At 62.1% G+C, this 25292-nt stretch carries 28 protein-coding genes; 8 read left to right on the forward strand and 20 right to left on the reverse strand.

The genetic code is table 11. The annotated features are described in order from the left end of the window. The first annotated feature begins 89 nt into the window (after positions 1-89). The 5 genes from ASC86_RS21350 (at position 90) to ASC86_RS21370 (ending at position 5294) form a co-directional block, all read left to right on the forward strand. Positions 90-1598 (forward strand): ATP-binding protein, encoded by a 1509-nt coding sequence (locus tag ASC86_RS21350; RefSeq protein WP_056326062.1) that lies wholly within the window; start codon positions 90-92, stop codon positions 1596-1598. A gap of 224 nt (positions 1599-1822) precedes the next feature. Continuing rightward, positions 1823-2440 (forward strand): 30S ribosomal protein S4, encoded by a 618-nt coding sequence (gene rpsD / locus ASC86_RS21355; RefSeq protein ID WP_056326064.1) that lies wholly within the window; start codon positions 1823-1825, stop codon positions 2438-2440. A gap of 93 nt (positions 2441-2533) precedes the next feature. Further along, the gene (locus tag ASC86_RS21360) at positions 2534-3478 is read left to right on the forward strand and encodes a glutaminase (protein ID WP_056326067.1); all 945 of its coding nucleotides are present in this window, start codon (positions 2534-2536) and stop codon (positions 3476-3478) included. 113 nt (positions 3479-3591) lie between these two features. Next, a complete protein-coding gene (ttcA, locus tag ASC86_RS21365) occupies positions 3592-4473 on the forward strand; it encodes a tRNA 2-thiocytidine(32) synthetase TtcA (RefSeq protein WP_056326070.1) in 882 nt (293 codons plus the stop codon). Further along, positions 4470-5294: an inositol monophosphatase family protein gene (locus tag ASC86_RS21370; RefSeq protein WP_056326072.1), complete on the forward strand. Its 825-nt coding sequence runs from the start codon at positions 4470-4472 to the stop codon at positions 5292-5294. The genes ttcA and ASC86_RS21370 overlap by 4 nt, the downstream gene beginning before the upstream one ends. Positions 5295-5339: 45 nt before the next feature. Here ASC86_RS21370 and ASC86_RS21375 read toward each other — a convergent pair whose 3' ends face one another. The 7 genes from ASC86_RS21375 to ASC86_RS21405 all read right to left on the reverse strand — a co-directional run bounded on the left by ASC86_RS21375 (position 5340) and on the right by ASC86_RS21405 (position 13042). Continuing rightward, complete coding sequence (locus ASC86_RS21375; RefSeq protein ID WP_056326075.1) at positions 5340-6626, reverse strand: multidrug effflux MFS transporter; 1287 nt, start codon at positions 6624-6626, stop codon at positions 5340-5342. Positions 6627-6663: 37 nt separating this feature from the next. Continuing rightward, positions 6664-7902 (reverse strand): multidrug effflux MFS transporter, encoded by a 1239-nt coding sequence (locus ASC86_RS21380; protein WP_082510370.1) that lies wholly within the window; start codon positions 7900-7902, stop codon positions 6664-6666. A gap of 340 nt (positions 7903-8242) precedes the next feature. Further along, complete coding sequence (gene grxD, locus ASC86_RS21385; RefSeq protein WP_056326079.1) at positions 8243-8578, reverse strand: Grx4 family monothiol glutaredoxin; 336 nt, start codon at positions 8576-8578, stop codon at positions 8243-8245. 170 nt (positions 8579-8748) lie between these two features. Further along, the gene (locus ASC86_RS21390; protein ID WP_056326081.1) at positions 8749-8967 is read right to left on the reverse strand and encodes a hypothetical protein; all 219 of its coding nucleotides are present in this window, start codon (positions 8965-8967) and stop codon (positions 8749-8751) included. 6 nt (positions 8968-8973) lie between these two features. Next, positions 8974-9207: a BolA family transcriptional regulator gene (locus tag ASC86_RS21395; protein ID WP_056326083.1), complete on the reverse strand. Its 234-nt coding sequence runs from the start codon at positions 9205-9207 to the stop codon at positions 8974-8976. A 19-nt stretch (positions 9208-9226) separates the two neighbouring features. Beyond that, entirely contained in the window at positions 9227-11461 is a 2235-nt protein-coding gene (purL, locus tag ASC86_RS21400; RefSeq protein WP_056326086.1) for a phosphoribosylformylglycinamidine synthase subunit PurL, read from the reverse strand. 165 nt (positions 11462-11626) lie between these two features. Then, positions 11627-13042 (reverse strand): PLP-dependent aminotransferase family protein, encoded by a 1416-nt coding sequence (locus ASC86_RS21405; protein WP_056326089.1) that lies wholly within the window; start codon positions 13040-13042, stop codon positions 11627-11629. Between the two features lie 91 nt (positions 13043-13133). Here ASC86_RS21405 and ASC86_RS21410 point away from each other — a divergent pair, with 91 nt between their 5' ends. Then, a complete protein-coding gene (locus ASC86_RS21410; RefSeq protein ID WP_244477670.1) occupies positions 13134-13355 on the forward strand; it encodes a DUF1127 domain-containing protein in 222 nt (73 codons plus the stop codon). Between the two features lie 135 nt (positions 13356-13490). On the opposite strand, the gene arsC is transcribed toward ASC86_RS21410, so the two are convergent. The 6 genes from arsC to purC all read right to left on the reverse strand — a co-directional run bounded on the left by arsC (position 13491) and on the right by purC (position 16567). Continuing rightward, positions 13491-13838, reverse strand: coding sequence for an arsenate reductase (glutaredoxin) (gene arsC / locus ASC86_RS21415; RefSeq protein WP_056326552.1), 348 nt, complete (start codon positions 13836-13838; stop codon positions 13491-13493). Positions 13839-14098: 260 nt separating this feature from the next. Then, positions 14099-14512: a hypothetical protein gene (locus ASC86_RS21420; protein ID WP_056326095.1), complete on the reverse strand. Its 414-nt coding sequence runs from the start codon at positions 14510-14512 to the stop codon at positions 14099-14101. A gap of 87 nt (positions 14513-14599) precedes the next feature. Further along, on the reverse strand, positions 14600-15271 hold the full coding sequence (gene purQ / locus ASC86_RS21425) for a phosphoribosylformylglycinamidine synthase subunit PurQ (RefSeq protein ID WP_056326097.1): 672 nt from the start codon (positions 15269-15271) through the stop codon (positions 14600-14602). Beyond that, a complete protein-coding gene (locus ASC86_RS21430) occupies positions 15268-15525 on the reverse strand; it encodes a hypothetical protein (RefSeq protein ID WP_056326100.1) in 258 nt (85 codons plus the stop codon). Before ASC86_RS21430 ends, purQ begins: the two co-directional genes overlap by 4 nt. A gap of 18 nt (positions 15526-15543) precedes the next feature. Further along, positions 15544-15786: a phosphoribosylformylglycinamidine synthase subunit PurS gene (gene purS / locus ASC86_RS21435; protein WP_056326102.1), complete on the reverse strand. Its 243-nt coding sequence runs from the start codon at positions 15784-15786 to the stop codon at positions 15544-15546. Positions 15787-15802: 16 nt separating this feature from the next. Next, positions 15803-16567 carry a phosphoribosylaminoimidazolesuccinocarboxamide synthase gene (purC, locus tag ASC86_RS21440; RefSeq protein ID WP_056326105.1) on the reverse strand — a complete coding sequence of 255 codons (765 nt, stop codon included), beginning with the start codon at positions 16565-16567 and terminating at the stop codon, positions 15803-15805. A gap of 237 nt (positions 16568-16804) precedes the next feature. Here purC and ASC86_RS21445 point away from each other — a divergent pair, with 237 nt between their 5' ends. Next, on the forward strand, positions 16805-17119 hold the full coding sequence (locus tag ASC86_RS21445; RefSeq protein ID WP_056326106.1) for a DUF1476 domain-containing protein: 315 nt from the start codon (positions 16805-16807) through the stop codon (positions 17117-17119). A 70-nt stretch (positions 17120-17189) separates the two neighbouring features. On the opposite strand, the gene ASC86_RS21450 is transcribed toward ASC86_RS21445, so the two are convergent. Further along, a complete protein-coding gene (locus ASC86_RS21450) occupies positions 17190-19763 on the reverse strand; it encodes a bifunctional diguanylate cyclase/phosphodiesterase (RefSeq protein ID WP_056393215.1) in 2574 nt (857 codons plus the stop codon). 113 nt (positions 19764-19876) lie between these two features. After that, positions 19877-20434: an alpha/beta hydrolase gene (locus ASC86_RS21455; protein ID WP_056326112.1), complete on the reverse strand. Its 558-nt coding sequence runs from the start codon at positions 20432-20434 to the stop codon at positions 19877-19879. 215 nt (positions 20435-20649) lie between these two features. Between ASC86_RS21455 and ASC86_RS21460 the strand changes: the two genes are divergently transcribed. Beyond that, positions 20650-21456, forward strand: a complete 807-nt coding sequence (locus tag ASC86_RS21460; protein ID WP_056326554.1) for a DUF2189 domain-containing protein — start codon at positions 20650-20652, stop codon at positions 21454-21456. Here the strand turns inward: ASC86_RS21460 and ASC86_RS21465 are convergent, their stop codons facing one another. The 5 genes from ASC86_RS21465 to rpe all read right to left on the reverse strand — a co-directional run bounded on the left by ASC86_RS21465 (position 21457) and on the right by rpe (position 25224). Then, on the reverse strand, positions 21457-21756 hold the full coding sequence (locus tag ASC86_RS21465) for a PilZ domain-containing protein (RefSeq protein WP_056326114.1): 300 nt from the start codon (positions 21754-21756) through the stop codon (positions 21457-21459). Positions 21757-21893: 137 nt separating this feature from the next. Beyond that, positions 21894-23195 (reverse strand): adenylosuccinate lyase, encoded by a 1302-nt coding sequence (purB, locus tag ASC86_RS21470; protein WP_056326119.1) that lies wholly within the window; start codon positions 23193-23195, stop codon positions 21894-21896. Between the two features lie 60 nt (positions 23196-23255). Beyond that, the gene (locus tag ASC86_RS21475) at positions 23256-23816 is read right to left on the reverse strand and encodes a hypothetical protein (RefSeq protein ID WP_056326121.1); all 561 of its coding nucleotides are present in this window, start codon (positions 23814-23816) and stop codon (positions 23256-23258) included. Beyond that, a complete protein-coding gene (locus ASC86_RS21480) occupies positions 23813-24550 on the reverse strand; it encodes a DUF2259 domain-containing protein (protein WP_056326124.1) in 738 nt (245 codons plus the stop codon). The genes ASC86_RS21475 and ASC86_RS21480 overlap by 4 nt, the downstream gene beginning before the upstream one ends. After that, positions 24550-25224, reverse strand: a complete 675-nt coding sequence (gene rpe / locus ASC86_RS21485) for a ribulose-phosphate 3-epimerase (RefSeq protein ID WP_056326126.1) — start codon at positions 25222-25224, stop codon at positions 24550-24552. Before rpe ends, ASC86_RS21480 begins: the two co-directional genes overlap by 1 nt. Positions 25225-25292: the final 68 nt, after the last annotated feature.

The raw sequence follows: 25292 nt of genomic DNA on the forward strand, positions 1-25292 counted from the left end.
CGCCTTGCGGCGCGCAAAGGCGAAAGAAGGGTGGTAAGGCTCAGTTTTGCAAGGCGTGGCGGCGCCTTTGAACGGCAGACGAGGGACACATGAAAGTCGGCATCGACATGGGAACGACCTCCAATGGAGACAACGTTCCCCTCGATATCGAAGAGCTTTTGGCAACGCGCTTGCTGGTGCAGGGTAATTCCGGCTCCGGCAAGTCGCATCTGTTGCGTCGTCTGCTCGAACAATCCGCCCCCTGGGTGCAGCAGTGCATCATCGATCCGGAGGGCGATTTCGTCACGCTTGCCGACAAGTTCGGCCATGTGGTGATCGATGGCGAGCGCACGGAAGCCGAACTGATCGGCATCGCCAACCGCATCCGCCAGCATCGCGTCTCCTGCGTGCTGTCGCTGGAAGGTCTCGATATCGAGCTGCAGATGCGCAATGCCGGTATTTTCCTCAATGCCATGTTCGATGCCGACCGCGAATTCTGGTATCCGGTCCTTGTCGTCGTCGACGAAGCGCAGATGTTTGCGCCCTCCGTTGCCGGCGACGTCTCGGAAGAGGCGCGCAAGGTTTCGCTCGGCGCCATGACCAACCTGATGTGCCGCGGCCGCAAGCGCGGACTGGCGGGCGTCATCGCCACGCAGCGTCTGGCAAAGCTCGCCAAGAACGTCGCGGCCGAAGCCTCCAACTTCCTGATGGGCCGCACCTTTCTCGATATCGACATGGCGCGCGCCGCCGACCTGCTCGGCATGGATCGCCGCACCGCCGAGATGTTCCGCGACCTGAAACGCGGTTCCTTCGTGGCGCTCGGTCCGGCTCTATCGCGCCGGCCGCTGCCGGTGACGATCGGCACGGTGGAAACCTCGGCACGCTCGACCAGTCCGAAGCTGACGCCGCTGCCGGAGGCGATCGTCGATGTCGAAGACCTGATCTTCACGCCCGACCCGGAAGAACTGGTGCGTCTAATCACGCGCCGGACCGCCCCGCAGCCGCGCCCTTCGACGGATATCCTCGCCGAACTGTCACGCCCGCGGCCCGAGCCGGTCGCCGCCAGCGAACCGCGCACCCCAGCGCCCGAAATGTCGACCGAAGAGCGCGACGGGATCATGAACGGCCTGCTCGCCGAAATCCTCGAAAACCCGGATGCCGCCTTCCGGGCAGATGCCGAACTCTTCCAGGATTTCCTCGTGCGCTGCCGCATTCGCCGTGTTCCCGGCGCACCGCTGTCGCTGAGTGCCTTCCGCCGCAAGATGGCGATCGCCCGTTCCGGCGTCGATGCGGAAACGGCCGCGACCGACGCCTGGGCCTCCGCCATCGATCTCGCCCGCAACGTCACCGAGGACCTGCAGGGTGTCTTCCTTCTCGTGGCGCAATCTGCGCTGCGCGGTCTGCCGTGCCCATCCGACCCGATGATCGCGCGTGCCTATGGCACCCACTCCGCCCGCCGTGCCCGCCGTCTGCTCGGTTATTTCGAGGAGCAGGGCCTGATCGTCGTGCACAGCGATTTTTCCGGCAAGCGCATCGTCGCCTTTCCGGACCTGCAGGCGGAGACGGCGCCCGGCGATCCGAATGCCGTGGAACCGGATATACCTTCGGCGGCGGAGTAAGCCGGAAAACTCCCTCCCGGTCGTTGACAAATTCGCAAAACCTACATAAAGACCGCCCCAACGCCGGGCCGAAATGCCCGGTGTTTTATTTGACATGTCCCGTGGCTTCTCCATTAGCGTAATGCGAGAAACCTGTCAGAGCCCGAAAACGGGGTTCAGAGGAGGGCGTGTTTCCTTCATCCGGTTTGGAAACAGGCCGGTGCAACACTTTGAAAGGAAATGCGATGAGCAAGCGCGAATCGTCCAAGTACAAAATTGACCGCCGTATGGGCGAAAACATCTGGGGCCGTCCGAAGTCCCCGGTGAACCGCCGCGAATACGGCCCCGGCCAGCACGGCCAGCGCCGCAAGTCCAAGCTTTCGGACTTCGGTGTTCAGCTGCGCGCCAAGCAGAAGCTGAAGGGCTACTACGGCGATATCCGCGAGAAGCAGTTCCGCGCCACCTACGACGAAGCCAACCGCCGCAAGGGCGACACCGGAGAGAACTTGATCGGCCTGCTCGAATCGCGTCTCGACGCGATCGTCTACCGCGCCAAGTTCGTTCCGACGGTCTTTGCTGCCCGTCAGTTCGTCAACCATGGCCACGTCAAGGTCAACGGCGTGCGCGTCAACATCGGTTCGTACCGCTGCAAGGCCGGCGACGTCATCGAAGTTCGCGAAAAGTCCAAGCAGCTCGTCACCGTTCTCGAAGCGGTTTCGCTGGCTGAACGCGACGTTCCGGACTACATCGAAGTCGACCACAACAAGATGGTTGCCACCTTCGCGCGCGTTCCGGCTCTCTCGGATGTACCGTACCCGGTCATCATGGAACCGAACCTGGTCGTCGAATTCTATTCGCGATAATCAGGGCCGCAAGTCTTGTGAAATCCGGAAAAGCCGCTCAGAAATGGGCGGCTTTTTCTTTGTCCATTTTTTGAATGCGTCCGCGGAGTTTTCATGTCCGAACAGAAATCGCTCGACATCAAGGCCATCCTCGACGACATCTATCAGGAACTGACGCCGCGGCTGGGCGAGGGCAAGGTGGCGGATTACATTCCGCAGCTCGCCCGCGTCGATCCCAAGCGGTTCGGCATGGCGGTCGTGACGGTCGATGGCGCCGTCCACATGGTCGGCGATGCCGATGTGCCGTTCTCGATCCAGAGCATTTCCAAGGTTTTCACGCTGACACTTGCGCTCGGCAAGCATGGCGAAAACATCTGGAAACGGGTGGGACGGGAGCCTTCCGGCTCCGCTTTCAATTCCATCGTCCAGCTGGAACACGAGCACGGCACGCCGCGCAATCCCTTTATCAATGCGGGTGCGATCGCGATCACCGATCTCGTGCTGGCCGGTCATACCCCGAAAGAAGCGATCGGCGAAATCGTCCGCTTCATGCGCTATCTGGCTGATGAGGAAGATATTCTCATCGACAGCGAGGTCGCCCGGTCCGAAGAGGCGACCGGATACCGCAATTTCGCGCTCGCCAATTTCATGCGCTCTTTCGGCAAGCTCGATCATCCCGTCGAACGAGTGCTCGGCGTCTATTTTCACCAATGCGCGCTGGCGATGAGTTGCCGCCAGTTGGCAAAAGCCGGTCTGTTCCTTGCGGCATCCGGCAGCAATCCGCTGACCGGCCATTCCGTCGTCTCGCGCCAGCGGGCGCGGCGTATCAACGCGCTGATGCTGACCTGCGGCCACTATGACGGTTCCGGCGAATTTGCCTATAAGGTCGGTCTGCCCGGAAAGAGCGGCGTCGGCGGCGGTATTCTGGTGGCAGCGCCCGGCAAGGCCGCGGTCGCCGTCTGGTCTCCCGGCCTCAATCACAACGGCAATTCGCTGCTCGGGTCGCTGGCGCTGGAAATGCTGGCGGCGCGGACGGGGTGGTCGGTGTTCGGCGCCTGATCGGGCCTGTTTCCGGCTGGCTTTGAGCCTTTTTCCTTGATCTTGCCGCCATCACAGGGCAAGGGCAGGGACAGTTATTTTGCCCGCGCAAGGGCTCCTCTCGGAAGACGATCATGGACCTTTCCGATCAAGCGCTCACCGCTGATGCCGACCTTTTGACCGAGACGACGGACGACGGCGTTTCGCACCCGCTGTTTTCGAAAATGCCGTCCTCGGTTTCCTTCAACAAGCTGCGCAAGCGGCTGTTGCGGCAAGTGCGCCAGGCGATCGACGACTTCGGCATGCTGAACGGCCAGAAGCGCTGGCTGGTCGGCGTTTCCGGCGGCAAGGACAGCTATAGCCTGCTGGCGCTGCTGCTCGACTTGAAGTGGCGCGGCCTGCTGCCGGTCGAGCTGATCGCCTGCAATCTCGATCAGGGGCAGCCGAATTTCCCCAAGCACATCCTTCCCGAATACCTGGCGTCGATCGGCGTGCCGCATCGCATCGAGTATCGCGATACCTATTCGATCGTGAAGGAAAAGGTGCCGGCAGGCGCCACCTATTGCGCGCTCTGTTCGCGGCTGCGCCGCGGCAATCTCTACCGCATCGCCCGCGAGGAAGGCTGCGATGCACTGGTGCTCGGCCATCACCGCGAGGATATCCTCGAAACCTTCTTCATGAATTTCTTCCATGGCGGGCGTCTCGCCGCGATGCCGGCGAAGCTGTTGAACGATGAGGGCGACCTGATGGTGCTGAGGCCGCTTGCCTATGCGGCGGAAGACGATCTGGCGAAGTTTGCCGCCGCGATGGAATTCCCGATCATTCCCTGCGATCTCTGCGGCTCGCAGGACGGGCTGGAGCGTAACGCGATGAAGGCGATGCTTGCCGATATCGAGCGGCGCATGCCGGGCCGTAAGGACACGATGCTGCGGGCGCTCGGCCACACGAACCCGTCGCATCTGCTCGACCCGAAGCTGTTCGATTTCAAATCCCTCGTTGCGGAGACCGCTGAATGACCCAAGCCATCGATATCGCCTTGCTCGCAAACCTTCTGCAGGAAGCTGCCGCACGGGAAATCCTGCCACGCTTCCGCAATCTCGGGACGGGCGATGTCAGGATGAAGACCGAGGCCATCGATCTTGTCACCGAGGCGGACGAGGCGGCGGAGCGATTGATCAAGGCGCGGGTGGCGGAGTTTGCGCCCGACGCCGTGTTCATCGGCGAGGAATCGACGGCGGCCGATCCGTCGCTGCTCGACAAACTGGCGGATGCGGAACTTGCAGTCGTCGTCGATCCGATCGATGGCACGTTCAACTATGCGGCCGGCATGCCGCTTTTCGGTGTCATGGCGAGTGTCGTCGCCCGAGGCGAAACCGTCGCCGGCATCATCTATGACCCGATGGGCAATGACTGGGTGATCGCCGAGCGTGGCGCCGGCTCCTGGCTCTGCAAGGCCGATGGTTCGCAGGAGCGGTTGTCGGTAACGCCCGGCACATCGCTGGAAGCGCTGGTCGGCTGCGCCTCGACGGGGTTCTACAGCACGGAAGACCGTCGCACGATCATGGGCAATATGGCCAAGGTGCGCATCGCCACCAGCTATCGCTGCGCGGCCCATGAATACCGCGCCTTTGCCGGCGGGCACTTCCACTTCCTGATGTACAAGAAGCTGATGCCCTGGGATCATCTTGCCGGGGCGCTGATCAGCGAGGAGGCCGGCGCTTATGTCGCCCGCTTCGATGGTTCGCCCTATGTGGCAGGCGATACCGATGGCGGCCTGCTGGTCGCGAGCGATGCCGAGACCTGGAAGCTCTTGCGCCGCGAAGTTTTCACGATCTGACGGTTCCCCAAAGAAAAACGCCCGCGGTGACGCGGGCGTTTTTCGTTACATATGACCGCCGCCCGCTTCGAGCGCGGCGTGGTCGTCGCCCGGATGGGTGAAGAGCTTGCCCTTCTCCGCCCAGAGCACGGCAAGCACTGTAACGAAGCCGAAGGCGGCAAAGCCCCCGAAGATCGGCTGCAGCGTGCCGTCGAACATCTGCCCGACCGCGCCGCCGATCAGCGCGCCGCCGGTCGTCGAGACGAAGCCGGTGATGGCCGTTGCCGTGCCGGCGAGATGCCCCATCGGCTCCAGGCTGATTGCGGTGAAGTTGGTGCCGATGACCGCAAAAAACATCAGGAGAACCGAAAACAGCAGGTAGGACACCACGAAAGCGGGCGTACCGGCCAGCGCCAGCCCGAGGCCGAGGATCGAAAGCAGCGTGAACAGGATCATCGAGACATGCGAGATGCGGCGCATGCCGAAGCTGCGGACGAAATAGCCATTGGCGAAATTGGCAACCGCGATGCCGCCGGCCGTGCCGGCAAAGGCGATCGGCAGCCAGTCACCGAGGCCGTAGACCTCGCCGAAGATCTGCTGGACGGTGACGATATAGGCGCAGATGACAGCGGTGAACAGCGTCTGCCCGATCATGTAGCCGCAGGTGATGCGGTTGGTCAGCACCGTGGCGAAGCCGGACACCACGGAGCGTACGGAGAGCGGCATCCGATCTTCCACCGGCTGCGATTCCTTCATGCGCGCCATGGCCCAGAGGCAGAGCCCTCCGACGACGCAGCCGAGCAGGATGAAGATCCAGTGCCAGTTCGCGTAGAACACGACCGCCTGTCCGATCGACGGGGCGACGATCGGCACGATCATGAAGACGATCATGATATAGGACATGACGCGCGCCATCTCGCGGCCGCCGAAGCAATCACGCACGATGGCCATGGTGGTGATGCGCACGGCCGCCGCGCCGATACCCTGAACGAAGCGCAGCACGAGCAGCATCTCGAAGCTGTCGGTCAGCGCGGCGCCAAACAGCGTCACCGAGAAGAAGCCGAGGCCCGCCACCAGCAGGCTGCGGCGGCCGAAGGCATCCGAAAGGCTGCCGAAGACGATCTGCGAACAGCCGAAGCCGAGGAAGAACACGGCGATAACGAGCTGGGTGTCGTTGGCGTTCGTGACGTTCAGCGACTGGCCGATGCTCGGCAGCGCCGGCAGCATGATGTCGATCGCCATGGCGACCGTCGCGGTCATCAGGGCGATGGTGATGACGAATTCGAAGAAGCCGAGATGGATGCGGGCTGCACCCATCGGTGCTTCTGATGTGGATGTCGTTGTTGATGTCATGGTCGAACCTGTATCGTCTTGGGAGGGACGGAATGAGTTAGTGCGCCGGCGCATGTGGCTGGAAAAGCTTTCCCCGCTCCGCAATCAGCACGAAGATGAGGCCGATGATGGCGACGGTGAAGAAGCCGGCCGCCAGCGGCCGCACGGTGCCGTCGAAAGCCTGGCCGATCAGCGCACCGATCACGCTGCCTACGATGGTCTGGGTGAAGCCGAGAACGGAGGAGGCTGTGCCGGCGACACGGCCGAGCGGCTCCATCGCCATGGCATTGAAATTCGCGCCGATCAGGCCGAACTGGAACATGGCGCAGCAATAGACGATCACGAACAGCCAGAACGGCAGTGTCATCACCGAAGCGAGCACGATCCAGGCGAGGCTTGCCAGCGTGAAGCCGATCAGAGCCGCATGGGAAAGCGGGCGCATGCCGTAGCGCTTCACGAGACGCGAATTGGTGAAGGAAGCCACCGCCATCAGGCCGGCAAAGGCGGCGAAGGCAAGCGGAAACCAGACGCCGAGATCATAGACGCCGACGAGGATCTGCTGGGCGGAATTGATGAAGCCGAACAGACCGCCGAAGATGAAGGACATCGCCAGCGTATAGAAAAGCGCGATGCGATTGGTCAGCACGATGCGGAACCCGTCGACGATCGAGGTCGGCGTGAACGGGCGGCGGTGATCTTCAGGCAGGGTTTCCGGCAGTTTGGTGACCACCAGCGTCGCGACGAAAGCCGCAAAGACGCAGATGGCGACGAAGATCATGTGCCATTCGGCAAAGAGCATGATCAGCTGGCCGATGCTGGGGGCGATCACCGGGACGATCATGAACACCATCATGATCAGCGACATGACCTCCGCCATCATGTGGCCGCCATAGACGTCGCGCACGATGGAAACCGAGATGACGCGCGTTGCCGCAGCGCCGATGCCCTGGACGAAGCGCAGGACGAGCAGACCGGTGAAGGTTGGCACGAACACGATCGACAGCGCACACAGCGCGTAGAGCCCGAGGCCGGCAAGCAGCGGCCCCTTGCGACCGAAGCGATCCGACAGCGGGCCGAAGAACAGCTGCGCCACGCCCATGCCGAGCAGATAGGCCGTGATCACGAACTGGCGCTCGTTTTCGTCGCTCACGCCGAGGCTTGCGCCGATCTGCTGCAGGCCCGGCAGCATGATGTCGATCGAAATCGCATTGATCGCCATCAGCATGGCCATCAGGGCGATGAACTGCGCTTTCGGCAGAGTCGGCAAAGCTGCCGTTTCAGGCATGGTGGTTGTCATTGCAGTGTCCTGACGCGGCCGTGTGGCCGAAGAAATACTAGGGGTGTCCCGCTGCCGTCATTGAGGGCAGGGCGGTGACGCCAAAGCTTGAAATGCGCAAATTCAAAAGCGCTTTCAAAGATGGAGGTAATATAGCGCCGGGCTTAAACGTCCGACGGCGTGACGTGGAATATCCGGCTCAAGGAAAACGCGGACAAGGGCGCGATAACGCCCAATCATCACCAAATGATGACAGGAAAAGCCACCGACCGGCGCTCAAGGCGCCGAAAACAACGAAAATGCTGACATTTCGAAGGAGAGAAGGCGAGAATCGCCTTTCCCGATCCCGGCAGGCCGCTCTTTAAGCGGCGCCCTTCACGGCGATGCCGTTTTCCTCGAAATGGGACTGCAGTTCGCCGGCCTGGAACATTTCACGCACGATGTCGCACCCGCCGAGGAACTCGCCCTTGACGTAGAGCTGCGGAATCGTCGGCCAGTTGGAATAGTCCTTGATACCCTGGCGAAGATCTGCATCGGCAAGCACGTTGAGGCCCTTATAATCCACGCCGATATAGTCGAGGATCTGGACCACCTGGCCCGAGAAACCACACTGCGGGAACTGCGGGGTGCCCTTCATGAAAAGAACGACGTCGTTCGTCTTCACTTCGTTGTCGATGAAATCGTGAATTCCGCTCATGTCCAAAATCCTTGGCTATACCCGATTCAAGGTCGGGCAGGGTCGATTGCTTCTAGATAACACGCGTGGCAGCGCATTTCACCCTTGGGCGCAACAAAAATTGATGGCGACGGCCGATTTTTAACGCCAGCGTAATCGATCGGTCACGGTCGATTTTTGCGGTTTGGAATTCAGGCCTTTGCCTTGCTGCGGGCAGCCGCCGTGCGGCGACGGCTGACCTGCTTTTTCGCCGGTTTTGCCTTCGGCTTAGCCTGCGTGAACTGGCCAGACGCATTGCGTGTCTGCCGCTTGGTGCGCTTCGACGTGGTTTTGACGCCCGTCTTCTTCAGCACTTCCTTCAGCACGCTTTCGACGACGCCGGTCACCAGCTCGTTGATCAGGTTGGCCATTGCCGCTTACTCCGGCGCGGAGGTCTGAAGCGCCAGTGCATGCAGCACGCCGCCCATGTTGCCGCTGAGCGCGTCATAGACCATCTTGTGCTGCTGCACGCGGGTCTTGCCGCGAAAGGCCTCGGCCACCACCTCGGCGGCGTAGTGATCACCGTCGCCTGCCAGATCCCGGATGGTGACTTTCGCACCCGGAATTCCGGCCTTGATCATGTCCTCGATATCGCCAGGGGCCATGGGCATAATGCTTACTCCTTGCACTTCACTCGGCAGCGATCTGCCCAGTGCCATCCATGAAGTCAGGGAACCATGATTCATGGGCCGAGCGCAATTCCAGAATTGCTACCGGACGCGCGGAGCCGAGAACGACCTCAGTGCCGCCGGTTCGGCCAATGACCGGAGCATTGACGCCGGCTTCCCTGGCACGCTCCGCGACCTGCTCGGCATACTCGCCCTTGACGGTGACCACGTAGCGGCCCTGATCCTCGCCATAGAAGACCGGGATCGGATCGCGGCCGGAGACCGCATCGATCTTCGCGCCGATGCCGGACGCCATCGCCATTTCGGCAACGGCAAGCGCAAGGCCGCCCGAGGAGCAATCGTGAACGGCACTGACGAGGCCATCGACGATCAGGCTGCGGACGAAATCGCCGGTCTTGCGCTCATGTGCGAGATCGACATGCGGTGCCGGGCCATCGGTGCGGCCATGGATGTCGCGCATGTAAACGGACTGGGCGATATGGGTGCCGAGACCTTCCGGTGCGCCGATAAGCAGGATGTCGTCGCCTTCGGCGGCAAAACGGATGCGGGCCATGGTCGCCCAATCCTTCATCAGGCCGACGCCGCCGATCGTGGGGGTCGGCAGGATGCCCTGGCCGTTGGTTTCGTTATAGAGCGAGACGTTGCCGGAGACGATCGGGAAATCGAGCGCGCGGCAGGCTTCGCCGATGCCTTTGATGGCGTGGACGAATTGGCTCATGATTTCCGGGCGTTCCGGATTGCCGAAGTTCAGGTTGTCGGTGGCGGCGAGCGGCAGGGCGCCGGTCGCGGTGATGTTGCGCCAGCATTCGGCAACGGCCTGCTTTCCGCCTTCGTAAGGATCGGCCTCGACGTAACGCGGGGTGACGTCGGAGGAGAAGGCGAGCGCCTTGGTCGGGTGGCCATCGACGCGCACGACGCCGGCATCGCCACCCGGAAGCTGCAGCGAATTGCCCTGGATCAGCGTGTCGTACTGCTCGTAGACCCAGCGGCGTGAGGAATTGTTGGCAGAGCCGACCAGCGACAAAAGCGCATCGGCGATATCGGCCTGCGGGATATCATCGGCAGCGAGCGGCGAGGGGGTGACGGCCGGGGTCCACGGGCGGTCGTATTCCGGCGCCTCGTCGCCCAGTTCCTTGATCGGCAGGTTTGCGACTTCCTCGCCCTGGTGGATCACGCGGAAGCGCAGGTCGTCGGTGGTCTTGCCGACGATGGCGAAGTCCAGACCCCACTTGATGAAGATCGCCTTGGCGACCTCTTCCTTGGAGGGTTCCAGAACCATGAGCATGCGCTCCTGGCTTTCCGACAGCATCATTTCATAGGCCGTCATGCGCTCCTCGCGCACCGGCACCTGATCGAGCTGCAGCTCGATGCCGAGGTCGCCCTTGGCGCCCATCTCGACGGCAGAGCAGGTGAGGCCGGCGGCGCCCATGTCCTGAATGGCGATGACCGCGCCGGTCTTCATCAGCTCAAGGCAGGCTTCCAGCAGGCACTTTTCGGTGAAGGGGTCGCCGACCTGAACGGTGGGACGTTTCTCCTCGATCGACTCGTCAAATTCGGCCGAGGCCATGGTCGCGCCGCCGACGCCGTCGCGGCCGGTCTTGGCGCCGAGATAGACGACCGGCAGGCCGACGCCCTTGGCTTCCGACAGGAAGATGGCGTTCGACTTGGCAAGGCCGGCTGCGAAGGCGTTGACGAGGATGTTACCGTTGTAGCGGGCATCGAACTCGACCTCGCCGCCGACGGTCGGCACGCCGAAGGAATTGCCGTAGCCGCCAACGCCGGCAACGACGCCCGAGACGAGGTGGCGGGTCTTCGGATGATCCGGGGAACCGAAGCGCAGTGCGTTCATCGCCGCGATCGGGCGAGCGCCCATGGTGAAGACGTCGCGCAGGATGCCGCCGACGCCGGTCGCCGCGCCCTGATAGGGCTCGATATAGGACGGGTGGTTGTGGCTCTCCATCTTGAAGACGACGCAGTCGCCGTCATCGATATCGACGACACCGGCATTTTCGCCCGGTCCTTGAATGACGCGCGGCCCCTTGGTCGGCAGCGTGCGCAGCCATTTCTTCGAGGACTTGTAGGAGCAGTGCTCGTTCCACATGGCCGAGAAGATGCCAAGCTCGGTGAAGCTCGGCTCGCGGCCGATCAGGTCCAGAATGCGCTGGTATTCGTCGGCTTTGAGGCCGTGCGAGGCGATGAGTTCCGGGGTGATGGGACGGGTGTTGGAAATGGTCATCGTGTTCCACTGGGTCCGTTGGGCGAGCCGGGAGCCCCGGTCGCGAGACCGGAAGCGCCGGCCGCGGAGAGGCGCGCTTTTGCGGTCTCTTTAACCTATGATGCTTTCCGGCGCGACAGGAAAATGCCCCGGCAAACAGCTCAATGCCGGGGTTTTTATGCTTGATCAGGCAAAGCTGTCGTAACCGGCGCGGCCGCTGTCGAGCAGCCGGCGCAGGACGAGGAAGCCGCGGCGGACTTCCTCGCGTGACGGAGAGGAAAAGCCGATGCGGACGCGGTGATAGGCGACATCGGTGCGACCGGCCTTGAACTCGTCTTCGTCGTCGACCATCACGCCCTCCTCGAAGGCTGCGTGCTTGAAGGTGCCGGAAAGCCACGGCTCGGTGAGCTTCAGCCAGAGGAAGGGCACATTCGGGTCGGAGTTGAACTCGAAACCGTCGAAGATTTCGCGTGCAATCGCCTCGCGCGCCCGGATTTCCTCGATGGTGCGGGCGCGCAGTTTCGCGGCTTCGCCGGAAAGCGCCATGCGCGCGCCAAGCTCTGCCAGCAGGAACGGCACGCCGCCGCTCACCATTTTATGGGCGATGCGGATGCGCTGGCTGAAATGCGGCGGGCAGGCGACCCAGCCGCCGCGAATGCCGGCGGCGACGGATTTCGACAGGCCGCCGACGAGAAAGGTGCGATCGGGCGCGAGTTCGGCCAGCAGCGGCGTCATATTGCCGGTCATGCCCCCATAGAGATCGTCTTCCAGCAGCCAGACGCCGTGGCGCCGCGCGATATCGGCAATCGCTTGCCGGCGCTCCAGCGAAAGGGTGACGACGGTGGGGTTTTGTGCCGTCGGCATTAGGAAGGCGAGTTTCGGGTGCTGCTGGGCGCAAACGCGCTCGAAATCTTCCGGGTCGAGTCCGTATTCATCGGAGCGCAGGAGAACCGTGCGGCGGCCGATCAGGCCGGCGCTGCGGCTGACCTGCGAATAGGTCAGGCTTTCGAAAGCGATCTTGTCGCCGGGAGCGGTCACGGCGGCGATGACCGCGACGGCGCCGGCATGGGCGCCGAGCGTCGGCACGATGCGCTCGGGCAGGGGGCGGAAACTGCCCTTTGCCAGCCACTGGCTGCCGGCTTCAAACCAATGCTCAGGGAAATCGCGGGCATAGCTGGCAATTTCCGCATGATGCTCGCGGCTGATGTCGACGACGATTTTTTCCAGCGCGGCACCTTGGCCGATATCCGGCGCGGCGGTGCTGTCGAAACGCAGCTTGCCAGGGGGAGCCTTGATCGGCCGTGTGCCGGCGAGCGCCGTGGTCAGCGGGTCCGATTGTTCCGCCGGCCGGCTTTCGGTGTGTTCAAGGACATAAGTACCACGACCGACCTCGCCGCTGACCAGTCCGCGCTCGCGGGCGATCTGGTAGGCGCGGCCGATGGTGCCGAGCGTCACGCCGATATCGAAAGCAAGGTTTCGCTGCGGCGGCAGCTTCGTGCCGACGGGCAGGGCGCCGCTCGATATCGCGTGCTCGATCTGTTCGGCGATGCGGGCATACATCGGCCCATCGCCTTTGTGAGGGTCTGGTATCCAATTTGTCATGGTTACAATTCTGTATGTTGAAACAATGATTGAGTCAATCAATAGTCCGCTTCAGAAATTGTACCGTGACAATTGAAGATTGGGTAAATCAATGAGTGCAATGGATGCAACTTGTCTTTCTCTGCCGGAGGAAAGTCGGCTGAGGAGAGAAAAGCGTAGTCTTTTCCGCCTGTTATGGAATTGGATTGTGCTGTGCGGGCAGAAGCGGCGCGGCCGTCTGGCCTTGAGCGAAATGTCGCCGGAGCAACTGATGGATATCGGCATCGCCCCGGAAGATGCCCGCAAAGAAGCGGTTCGCCCATTTTGGAATTGAATTCATAGATGGCTTCCGAGCGCGGCGCAGTCCCCTGTTACGGCTTGGAGGCGGTGCGGAAGGAGCAATCCGATAATGCCGCGCGATTTGCGTGGCATCCGTTCTCGCGAGGAAGGCTGAAAGGGCCGGGTTGACCTAGAGGATTTCCAGAACCGTCTCCTTGGGCCGACACAGGCGCACGCCCTTGTCGCTGATCACGACCGGCCGTTCGATCAGTTGCGGATGCGCAAGCATGGCATCGAGCAGAGCGCGGTCGCTCAAGGTTTCATCGGAAAGGCCGAGTTCCGCATAGGTGGGTTCCTTGGTGCGGAGCAGCGCCCGCGGTGGCATATCCATCGCAACCAGCATGGCCAGCAACACCTCGCGCTCCGGCGGCGTCTTCATGTAGTCGATGACGATCGGCTCGGTGCCGGTTTCGCGGATCATTTCGAGAACGGCGCGGGAGGTTCCGCACCGGTTGTTGTGGTAGATGGTAACGCTCATGATCATGCCTTTTAAATGCGACGGGTACGCGGAAGAAGGGCACGGGGCCGGCAGGGAGATGTCCGGCCAATGCGATCTGGATCGGTTTCATGACGCAGATGCGGTTCTTCCGTGCGAATCGGCTGATGTTGCGCATGCGATTTAACATCACGGCGACGAAAGAAACGCGCTAAAATTGTTCAGGATGCAAATTGCAGGTTGAGACGACGTGCGGCTGGAGACGATCGATCACGCTTGCCGTTTTTCTCGAATGCGACCGGTCAGGCGGCGCTTTTGCAGGTGCTGTTGCCGTTTGCCCAGCGCTTGATATCGGAGGTCATACGTGCGCCGATCTCTTCATCGAAGAGCGGGCCGAAGGCCTGAAGCTTGGCCGGATGGCCTTCCGCCTGGACGACGGCGAGCGGGCGGGCCTCAGGTGAATTGCGCTTGACGATCAGGATACGCGGGCGGCCGGAGAAGGAATTGAGTTCCGGCGCAAGGCGATAGGCCTTGAAGGCCGGATCATTGGATTTGAACCAGCAGCTGTTGGCGGCGAGCGCAATGCGTTCCATCGTCGGCAGGGCAGCGGTATTGCGTACCGGGGCCGGAGGCTCCGACTGGCAGCCGGTGATGGCCACAAGTGCAAAAAGGGACGCGGCAGCGACCGGCAGACGGAGGAACGACGAAGCGCGCATGGAAAGCCCCTTTTGCTTTTCGTCAGGTCGCACGAGGCGCGAATCGCCACCGCGCAACCTGACGGGGTGCTTCTATCAAGCCAAGGGTTAAGCGGCTATTACATCCAGTGCCGAGGCGAACAGGCCGCGGCCATCGGAGCCGCCATGGGCCGCTTCGATCAGGTTTTCCGGATGCGGCATCATGCCGAGCACGTTGCCGGCCTTGTTCATGACGCCGGCGATGTCGTTCATCGAGCCGTTCGGATTAGTGCCTTCGGCATAGCGGAAGAGCACCTGGCCGTTGTCCTCGATAGCCTTCAGCGTATCGGCGTCGGCAAAATAGTTGCCGTCGTGATGGGCGACCGGGCAGCGGATGATCTGTCCGGCCTGGTACGCGCGGGTGAAATCCGTGTCGGCATTGATGACTTCGAGCTTGATTTCGCGGCAGACGAACTTGAGCGAGGCATTGCGCATCAGTGCGCCGGGCAGGAGGCCTGCCTCCAGCAGAATCTGGAAGCCGTTGCAGACGCCGAGAACCTTGACGCCCGCTTCGGCCTTGGCCTTGATGGCCTGCATGACCGGCATGCGGGCGGCAATCGCGCCGCAGCGCAGATAGTCGCCATAGGAGAAACCGCCGGGGATGACGATGAGGTCGACATCCGGGATTTCGGTTTCCGTCTGCCAGATGGTCACCGGCGCCTTGCCGGAAATCTTCGTCAGCGCCGCGATCATGTCGCGGTCGCGGTTGAGGCCGGGAAGCTGGACGACTGCAGATTTCATGGGTGCGGTTCAAACCTTGCTTGGGCCTCGGCGAGTTCGCACAGTTCGAGGCGGTTTTCGATACGGTCGAGGCGCGTTTCGTGACGGCCGAGCACGGAGTAGATGTTGCTGACGTCCTGCTGAATCGCGATCATCGTGCCGCGTATGCTCTGTATTTCGTTTCTGAGCTCGGCGATCGAGTGATCGACCTTGTCAAAGCGATGATTGAGCTTCTTGAGAAGCTCGTACATCGGTTCGTTCGTCACATCTGCCATGGCCATCTCACTCAACCATCAGGAGAGGGAGATAGAATAATTCTCGATTACCGTGTTTGCCAGAAGTTTTTCGCACATGGCCTTGAGGTCGGCTTCGGCCTTCGCCCTGTCGGCGGTTTCGATCTGGAGATCGAAGACCTTGCCCTGGCGGACATGGCCGATGCCGTCGAAACCGAGAGCGCCGAGAGCGCCCTCGATTGCCTTGCCCTGCGGGTCCAGAACGCCGTTTTTCAGCGTCACAGTTACGCGTGCATTGATCACTGTCGTCGTTTCCTGATTACTTGACCAGCACCGGGCCGGAGCCGCGTGGCGGTTCGTTCTCGTTCATGATGCCCAGGCGGCGGGCGACTTCCTGATAGGCTTCGACCAGGCCGCCCATGTCGCGGCGGAAACGGTCCTTGTCCAGCTTTTCCTTGGTCTCGATGTCCCAGAGGCGGCAGCTGTCCGGCGAAATCTCGTCGGCGAGGATGATGCGCATCATGTCGCCTTCGAAAAGGCGGCCGCATTCGATCTTGAAATCGACGAGCTGGATGCCGACGCCGAGGAACAGGCCGGAGAGGAAATCGTTGATGCGGATGGCAAGCGCCATGATGTCATCGAGTTCCTGCGGGTTGGCCCAGCCGAAGGCGGTGATGTGCTCTTCGGAGACCATCGGGTCGTCCAGCGCATCGGCCTTGTAGTAGAATTCGATGATCGAGCGCGGCAGCACCACGCCTTCCTCGATGCCGAGGCGCTTGGCAAGCGAGCCGGCCGCGACGTTGCGCACCACGATCTCGAGCGGAATGATTTCCACTTCCTTGATCAGTTGCTCGCGCATGTTGAGGCGGCGAATGAAATGGGTCGGAATACCGATCCGGTTCAGATGGGTGAAGATATATTCGGAGATACGGTTGTTCAGCACGCCCTTGCCATCGATGACGTCATGCTTCTTCTTGTTGAAGGCCGTAGCATCATCTTTGAAAAACTGGATCAGCGTGCCTGGCTCCGGGCCTTCATAAAGGATCTTGGCCTTGCCTTCGTAAATACGGCGGCGACGATTCATCAATTGTATCTCTATAGTTCCCGGCGCTCTTGGGCCGCGCCGATATGCATTTTCTAAGCGGGTCCATAGCGGAAAAGAAACGAATTAACAATCGGCGTCTTTTTCCGTCCCCCGGAATCGCATTTCAGCGTACCATGAAACACTGCAAACCGGAAAAACTTCGTATTTCGCTTTTGCCGGACTATTGGTTATGAATGACAGACCGTTACGGTGCTGGTGTTTCTAGGGAGAACGAACATGACTGGCATGCAGGATCGCGAAAGGGCATTCGAGGCGAAGTTTGCTTTTGACGAAGAGCTGCGGTTCAAGGCCGTGGCGCGCCGCAACAAGCTGGTCGGCCTCTGGGCAGCCCGGCTGCTCGGCAAGGAAGATACCGAAGCCTATGCCCGCGATCTGGTGGCCATCGATTTCGAACACCCCGGTCACGGCGATGTCGAGCGCAAGCTACGGATTGATTTCGATGCCGCCGGCATCGGCCAGACCGATGAGCAGATCCGGCTGAAGATCGTCGAGCTGATGTCCGAGGCGGTTTCCCAGATCGAAAACGGCTGATTGCCAGGACACTTCCTTTGTGAACGGCCGCCCCAGCTGATGGCGCGGTCGTTTTCGTTTCCGCGGGCGGTCAGCGGCTGCCGCTGGCAGACCGCGAGGTTCGGCCGCTGATCGTCTGCGGCCAGTTACAGGCCAGCGCGAAGGCCTCGAAAGCCTGCCGGTCCATCGGCTTGGCAAAGGCATAGCCTTGCAGCGTATTGCAGCCGAGATCCTGCAGGATGACGGCGTGGTTGAGCGTTTCCACGCCTTCGGCAACCACCTCGACATTCAGCGAATGGCCGATATCGATGATCGACCCGACGAGCTTGCGTTGCTCCGGCGTGTCGACGATGGGCTTTATCAGGGCGCGGTCGATCTTGAGACGGGCGGGGCTGAGCTTCAAGAGGCCGATGATCGAGGCGTGGCCGGTGCCGAAGTCGTCGATCTCGATATCGATGCCGAGCGCCTTCAGCGCCCCGATGGTCTCGGAGACGCCGTCTTCCAGCTCATCGAGGAAGATCGATTCCAGAAGCTCGAAGGAAATCCGGCCAGCGGGGATGCCCTGTTCCTTCAGTGTCTCCACCAGATCCGGTTCGCGCAGCCGGCGCGAAGAGACGTTGAGCGAGAGGCGCGGCACGCGCAGCCCGGCCGCATCCCAGGCGGCCAAATCGCTCAGCGCCTGGCAGGCGATCGTCCGGTCGATGGTCGAGAGCGCATCGATATCTTCTGCGACCTTGAGGAAATGATCCGGCGTCAGCAGGCCGAGGCGGGGATGACGCCAGCGCACCAGGGTTTCGACCCCCGCGAGATCGAGCGTCGCGGCGTCGAATTGGGGCTGATAGAAGGGGACGAATTCGCCGTCCTCGATGCCGCTGACGATATCGTCCGCCGTGCGCTTGGCGTGATGGATCTGGGTCTGGAGATGGGTCGTGAAGAATTCCGAGCGGTTTCGGCCGAGGTTCTTCGCCCGGTAGAGCGCGATATCGGCGTTCATCAGCGAAAGCCGGGCATCATCGGCGTTGCCATCCACCCTGGCGATGCCGGCGCTGGCGCCGAAGCGGCAGAGATGGCCCTGATAGGGCACCGGGCGACGCAGCAGGTCGATGATGCGGTTGGCCATCGGCCCGATGTCGTCGGGTGCATCGCGGCGGCCGCAGAGGATGACGAATTCATCGCCGCCGATGCGGGCGACGAAATCGCCGGGCTCGACGGTTTCGGACAAAACCTGCGCCGTGTGGGTCAGCATGGCATCGCCCGCCTGATGGCCGAGCGTGTCGTTGATCTGCTTGAAGCGGTCGAGATCGATATGGACGATGGCGCAATAGTCTGCGCGTCCGGCCATCCAGTCGTCGAGCCGCTGGTCGAGATAACGGCGGTTGGGAAGCCGCGTCAGGTGATCGTGAAGGGCATTGTATTCGATGCGCGCCTTCGCTGCCTCAAGCTCCTCGTTGCGCGCTTCGGCAAGCTTGCGGGCATGTTCGAGTTCATCGCGCAGATTGATGTCGTCGGTCACATCCCAGTTGGCGCCAACCAGCTTGCGCTCGCCCTCGCTGTCCACGAAAGAGACGCAGCGGGAGCGGATATGGCGAACCTCGCCATCGGGACGGATGATGCGGAACGCGTTCATGAAGGGCTCGCCCGATGCCAACCCCTCTTCGATGGTGCGCATCGTGCGCGCCTGGTCTTCCGGATGCAGGCACTCCTCGAACATCGGTCGCATCGGGTCGGTCGTTTCGGGATCGAAGCCGTAGAGACGGATCAGCTCTGCATCGCGCGTGGCCGTGCCGCGATCGAGATTGGCCTCGAAGACGCCGATCCTGGAGATGTCCAGCGCCAGCCGCAGGCGGCGGGAAATTTCTTCCAGTCGGGCGGCGTCCCTCTTGCGATCGCTGATGTCGGTGTCGGTGCCGATAACGCGGGTCGGTCGCCCGTCAGGTCCCCATTCGACCGAGGCGCCACGGCTTTCGATCCAGACGTAATGTCCGTCCGCATGGCGTTCGCGATATTCGAAAACGTTGAATTCGACCTCGCCCAGATCCTGTCTACGAATACATTCCAGCACCCAGGCGCGGTCGTCCGGGTGAACGCTCTCGATCCAGGTCTCGAGTTCGCCGTTGACGGTGGCATCGGCCGGCAGGCCGCGTAGCGCCTTCCAGGTAGCGGAATAGAAGAGGTCGTTGGCCTGGAAATCATGATCCCAGACGCCCTGATGGGCGCTGTCGAGGGCATATTTCCAGCGCCGCTCATTGGCCTGCAGAACAGCGAGCCGGCGCATGAGCGTGTCGATCGGCAGAGCCTGCAACTGGTATCTGCGTTCCGGGCCGTTCGTTTCGGTGGAAAGCGAAGCCTGCAGCCACTTCGACGGTCCATCGGTGGAACGCGGACGCAGTTCGCAATGGGAAATCGGTGCACCTGTTTCGTCGAGCGCGGCAATCGCCTGGCGGAGCGCGGTCACGCTATCGGCGGCGAGATGGTCGGCAAGGCAGAGCCCGGCGACTGCTCCCGGCACGAGTTCCGTCATCCTGGTATTCGTGTAGAGGATGGTGCCGTTGCCATCGAGCAGGCAATAGCCAGCCGGCGCACCGTCGAGACGCGCCTCGCCCGGAGGTTGGCTGTTTGCAAGGCCATCCGGCTTGCGCGTGCCTGTGTTGCTGGATGTCGTCACGTCCCGGCCGTCTGTCGAGTGGTTCAGGCTCATTGTCTACGGGACGTGTGAAGGTGAGATTAATAGGACAAATTGCCGCCGGTCGCCTTGAATGCCGGCGGCTGACCAGACTTTCAGCCTTGGAGTTTACTCAGGAACTGGGCGAAGACCATGGTTCCCTCCGGCCAGGGGCCGTGTCCGGATTCACTGTTGATGTGGCCGGATTCACCCGCATCGACCAGCAGCGAGCCCCAGGCATTGGCGATATCGCCGGCATGGTCGTAGGAGCCGAACGGATCGTTGCGGCTGGCGATCACCAGCGAGGGAAAGGGCAGGGGATCGCGCGGATAGGGACCGAAGGTCATGAGATGCTTCGGGCGGATTTTCGGGTTGGTCACCTCGGGCGGCGCAACGAGGAAGGCGCCGGCGATCTTGTTGCCGTCGACATGCGGCAGCGCATGAACCGCGGTTGCAACGCCCAGCGAATGGGCGACGATGACTACCGGCTTGGTAGATGCGTTCACTTCCTCGACCATCCGGGCGATCCAGTCCTCGCGCACGGGCTTTGCCCACTCCGCCTGCTCGACGCGGCGGGCAGAGGCAAGCTTGTTCTGCCAGCGGGTCTGCCAGTGGTCGGGGCCGGAATTGGTGTAGCCGGGAACGATGAGGATATTTGCTTCGGATGCTTTCATAGTAACGGCGATGTGAGGTCGCTCATCCTTGAAGTCAAGTGATGGAAAAGCAAATCGGGTATATAGTCCGCGTTCGGACGCTCGATTCCGGCATTTTTGCCGGTGTCGAAACAATGCGGAATGTCACGGATACCGGTTGCGCCGCTTTCGTCTTATCGATGCTCGCTCGGACCAACGCGGCGCAGATTATCCCCGGATCAGGAGGAGATCTCGTCATGACAGCATTTCATGTAATGGCGGGTGCCGAAGGCACCGTCGCCCATCCCGGCATTCGAAAGATCGGTGTTTCCGATGTCTTCGACGCGCTTTCCCGCGGCTGGGCCGATTTTCGCGAGAAGCCATCCCACTACGTCTTTCTCGGGCTGATCTATCCGATCGCGGGTGTCGTGCTGGCCGCCTGGAGTTCCGGCGCAAACATGCTGCCACTGCTCTATCCGCTGGCATCCGGCTTTGCGCTGATCGGGCCGGTCGCGGCGATCGGTCTCTACGAGATCAGCCGGCGGCGCGAGACGGGCATGGATACGTCCTGGCGACATGCGTTCGACGTCCGGCATTCACCGGCGATGCCGTCGATCCTGGCGATCGCGGCCATGCTGTTCGTGCTGTTCGTTGCCTGGCTGGTGATTGCGCAGGCGCTCTATGGACAGATGATCGCGCAGGAGCCGCCGGCCAGCCTCTCGGCTTTTCTGGATAGCATCCTCCATACCGAAGCCGGATGGAACCTGATTATCGTCGGCAATGCCGTGGGCTTCGTCTTCGCCGTCATCGTACTGTCGACGGTCGTGGTGTCGTTCCCGCTGCTGCTCGACCGTGATGTCGGCGCCGTCTCCGCGGTCCAGACGTCGATCCGGGCGACGCTCGTCAATCCGGTGCCGGTCGCTGTCTGGGGCCTGATCGTCGCTGTCGGGCTGCTCATCGGCTCGATCCCGGTCTTTGTCGGGCTTGCGGTGGTCATGCCGGTGCTCGGACATGCCACGTGGCATCTCTATCGCAAGATGATCGAGCCTTCCAAGATCGAATGATCAGCGGAAATATTTGAAGTAGGACGAGACCTGGGCCGAGGTGTTGGACGAGGCGTGAAGGCGGATGCCGATCCTGTCGCCCCGATACCAATGCACGATACCGGTGAGGTGGCCGAGTTCGTCGCTGTCGATCGTCACTTCCTGGCCGGTCTTGGCGTTGATGTCGAAATAAAGCTGGAAGCAGATGCCTCCGGGGGAAAGATCCTTGACGACCCCTCGGCTCTTGCCGCCCTTGCAGGCGACTTCGCCGGTAAACTTCGTCTCCGTTCTCTTGGCCTTGCGTTCGACAACCTGCGGCATGTCTCGCCTCCCGTTCTCTCTTGAAACGGCAGGATTGCACTGAAGGCTAAGGATTGGATTGAAAAAACCAGTCGCATTTGACGCAACTGGCTCAAAGCGGAACGAAAAAGGGGAGCCGCGGGGCTCCCCTGTCTCTATCAGCCGAAGACCCGGCGGAAGATCGTATCGACATGCTTGGTGTGATAACCGAGGTCGAACTTTTCGCGGATCGCCTCTTCGGAAAGGGCCGCGCGGACTTCCGCATCGGCCAGCAGTTCCTCAAGGAAATCCTTGCCCTGTTCCCAAACCTTCATGGCGTTGCGCTGGACGAGGCGATAGGCATCTTCGCGGGAAACGCCGGCCTGCGTCAGTGCCAAAAGCACGCGCTGCGAATGCACGAGGCCGCGGAACTTGTTCATGTTCTTCAGCATGTTGTCGGGATAGATGACCAGCTTCTCGACGACGCCGGCGAGACGGTTCAGCGCGAAATCGAGGGTAACCGTCGTATCCGGGCCGATGGCGCGCTCAACGGAGGAGTGCGAGATATCGCGCTCGTGCCAGAGGGCGACGTTTTCCAGCGCCGGGACTACCGACATGCGCACGAGGCGGGCAAGGCCGGTGAGGTTTTCGGTCAGCACCGGGTTGCGCTTGTGCGGCATGGCCGACGAACCCTTCTGGCCCGGCGAGAAGAACTCTTCGGCTTCCAGGACCTCCGTGCGCTGCATGTGGCGGATTTCGATCGCCACATTTTCGATCGAGGAGGCGATGACGCCGAGCGTGGCGAAGAACATCGCGTGGCGGTCGCGCGGGATGACCTGCGTCGAGATCGGCTCGGGCTGCAGGCCGAGCTTTTCGCAGACATATTCTTCGACGCGCGGATCGATATTGGCGAAGGTGCCGACAGCGCCGGAGATGGCGCCGGTGGCGATTTCGGCGCGGGCGGCGACGAGGCGGTCGCGGTTGCGGCTCATCTCGGCGTAGAAGCGAGCAAGCGTCAGGCCCATGGTGGTCGGCTCGGCATGGATGCCGTGGCTGCGGCCGATGCGCACCGTGTCCTTGTGCTCGAAGGCGCGGGCCTTCAGGGCTGCGAGAACGCGGTCCATGCCGGTCAGCAGGATATCGGCTGCGCGCACGAGCTGGATGTTGAAGGTGGTGTCGAGAACGTCCGACGAGGTCATGCCCTGATGGACGAAGCGGCTGTCGGGGCCGACGAATTCAGCAAGGTGGGTGAGGAAGGCGATGACGTCGTGCTTGGTGACGGCTTCGATCTCATCGATGCGGGCAACGTCAAATTCGGCTGCGCCGCCTTTTTCCCAGATCGTCCTGGCCGCTTCCTTTGGGATCACGCCCAGCTCGGCAAGCGCGTCGCAGGCATAGGCCTCGATCTCGAACCAGATGCGGAACTTGGTTTCGGGTGACCAGATGGCGACCATTTCCGGCCGGGAATAGCGGGGGATCATGGGCTTTGCTTTCTCAAGTGGTGACGTTGGCTGTGCCTCTAGCAAAGATGGGCGGCAAGCTCAACGCCCGAGGGGCGCGGGATGCCGCGGCTTTGCCAGCCAGAGGCTCGTGACGGCAAGAATGACGGCGCCGAACGGCATGAACAGGCGCACACCCATCACCACGAACTGGTAGACGGAAGCCGCGCCGGTGAACATGAATTGATACACCCAGATGCGGGTGCCGAAAGGTGCATGCCAGCGGGCATAGAACTGCCGGTATTGCATGGCGAAGAGGAAGGCCGTCGCCAGGATGGTGAAGGTGGTGAGGCAGAAGAAATAGGCGGCAAAGCGCGCATCCGCCCGCCGGCCCTCGGCGGAGAAGCGGGCGAAGGAGAGCGCAAAAGGCCAGGCCAGCACGCCGCCGCAGAGGTAAAGCACCAGCACGGCGAAAAGCCGCGAGGTTTCCGCCCGGTTCTGGAGGTAAAGCGCGCCAAAAGCGGCGGCCGACATCAGGATACCCCAGAGGATGGCGCCCCAGAAGAGTTCGCCGCTGCCCGGCGCGGTTCGCTTGAGGCGCAGCAGGGTGCGTTTCAGCAGGCCTTGCGGTTGAAGCGGGCCGGCATCGCCATCGGCCGTCATGGCATGTCCGTTGCGGGCACGGCGATCCAGCGGCCGTCGCTGCCTTCGAAGCCGTAGCGGAGCACCTGTACCAGCGCGACATGGACGGCGGGAGCGCCAAGCGGCTGATGTACGGCGACGGCGCCGATCCGATAATCCGTCGGGCAGCCTCGGCTTTCCGGCAGACGATCATCCTGATGCAGCAGGCGGGTCGAGGGCTTGCCGTCTTCCTGGGTGAAGGCGAGGCGGAAACCCTTGGTATCCGGCGCAAGGTCCTTGCAGCTCTCTGCGGCGGGAAGGGGGATATTCTCCAGCGTCAGCGTATAGGGGCCGCCCACGGGCGGCAGAACGGCGTGGGCGCGGTAGGTGAGCGTCCTGCCGTCACCGCCCTCCGTCACCGGATTATAGGCGGCCAGCAGGCCGGGATTGTCGGTGAGGCCATAGCGGCCGATCAGGGGGGCGGCGGCTTTGAGCGACTGCGCCCGGACGGTGCCGAGCGAAGCGTTTTCGTCGTCGATCCGCTGCCGGATCGGCGTGCCCGCGACGAAGCGGTCGGTTTTGGTATCGATGGCGTAGAGGGTCGAATAGGGAAAGCCGGAGCCGTCCTGGACGCCATATTCCTCGAAGGCGAAAATACCGCCATCAGCGGAAAAACCGATGGTCTGGAGGGAGGCGATGTCGCCGGCCAGCGCCGGCGAGGAAAAAAGCGCAAGCCAGCCCGCGATCCAGCCGATGCTGCGGGCCGGCGCGGCCATCAGCGCGCGTTCTCCGCGCGCGTGCGCAGCTCGCCGATCATGTCGCGATAGGCTTCGATCTTGCCGCCCTTGAAGATGGCGGAGCCGGCGACGAAGGCATTGGCGCCCGCTGCCGCGACATCGGCGATCGTTTCGGTGGTGACGCCGCCATCGACTTCGATTTCGATCGGACGATCGCCGATCATCGAGCGGATCTTGCGGATCTTGTCGATCACCGAGGGCAGGAATTTCTGGCCGCCGAAGCCGGGATTGACGGACATGACGAGCACCAGATCGACCGTATCGAGCACATATTCGAGCACATCCGGCGGCGTGGCCGGATTGAGCGACACGCCGGCCTTCTTGCCAAGCGCGCGGATCGTCTGCAGCGAGCGGTGCAGGTGCGGACCGGCTTCGGCATGAACGGTAATGATATCGCAGCCGGCCTTGGCGAAGGCTTCGAGATAGGGATCAGCCGGCGCGATCATCAGGTGGCAATCGAAGGTCGCCTCGCTGTAGGAGCGCAGCGATTTGATTACATCCGGGCCGTAGGAGATGTTCGGCACGAAATGGCCGTCCATTACGTCCAGATGAATCCAGTCGGCCCCGGCATCGGTGACATCGCGTACTTCCTGTCCGAGCCGGGCGAAATCGGCGGCCAGAATGGAGGGGGCGATGCGGATCGGCAGTGTCATGATGCGGGGCTCCTCAGGTTTTCCGGGCAATAGCATCGCTTCGGTCGCCAAACAAGTTTGGCCGCGCA

The organism is Rhizobium sp. Root1212, from assembly GCF_001424985.1.
In the GTDB taxonomy this organism is placed as follows: Bacteria; Pseudomonadota; Alphaproteobacteria; order Rhizobiales; family Rhizobiaceae; genus Pararhizobium.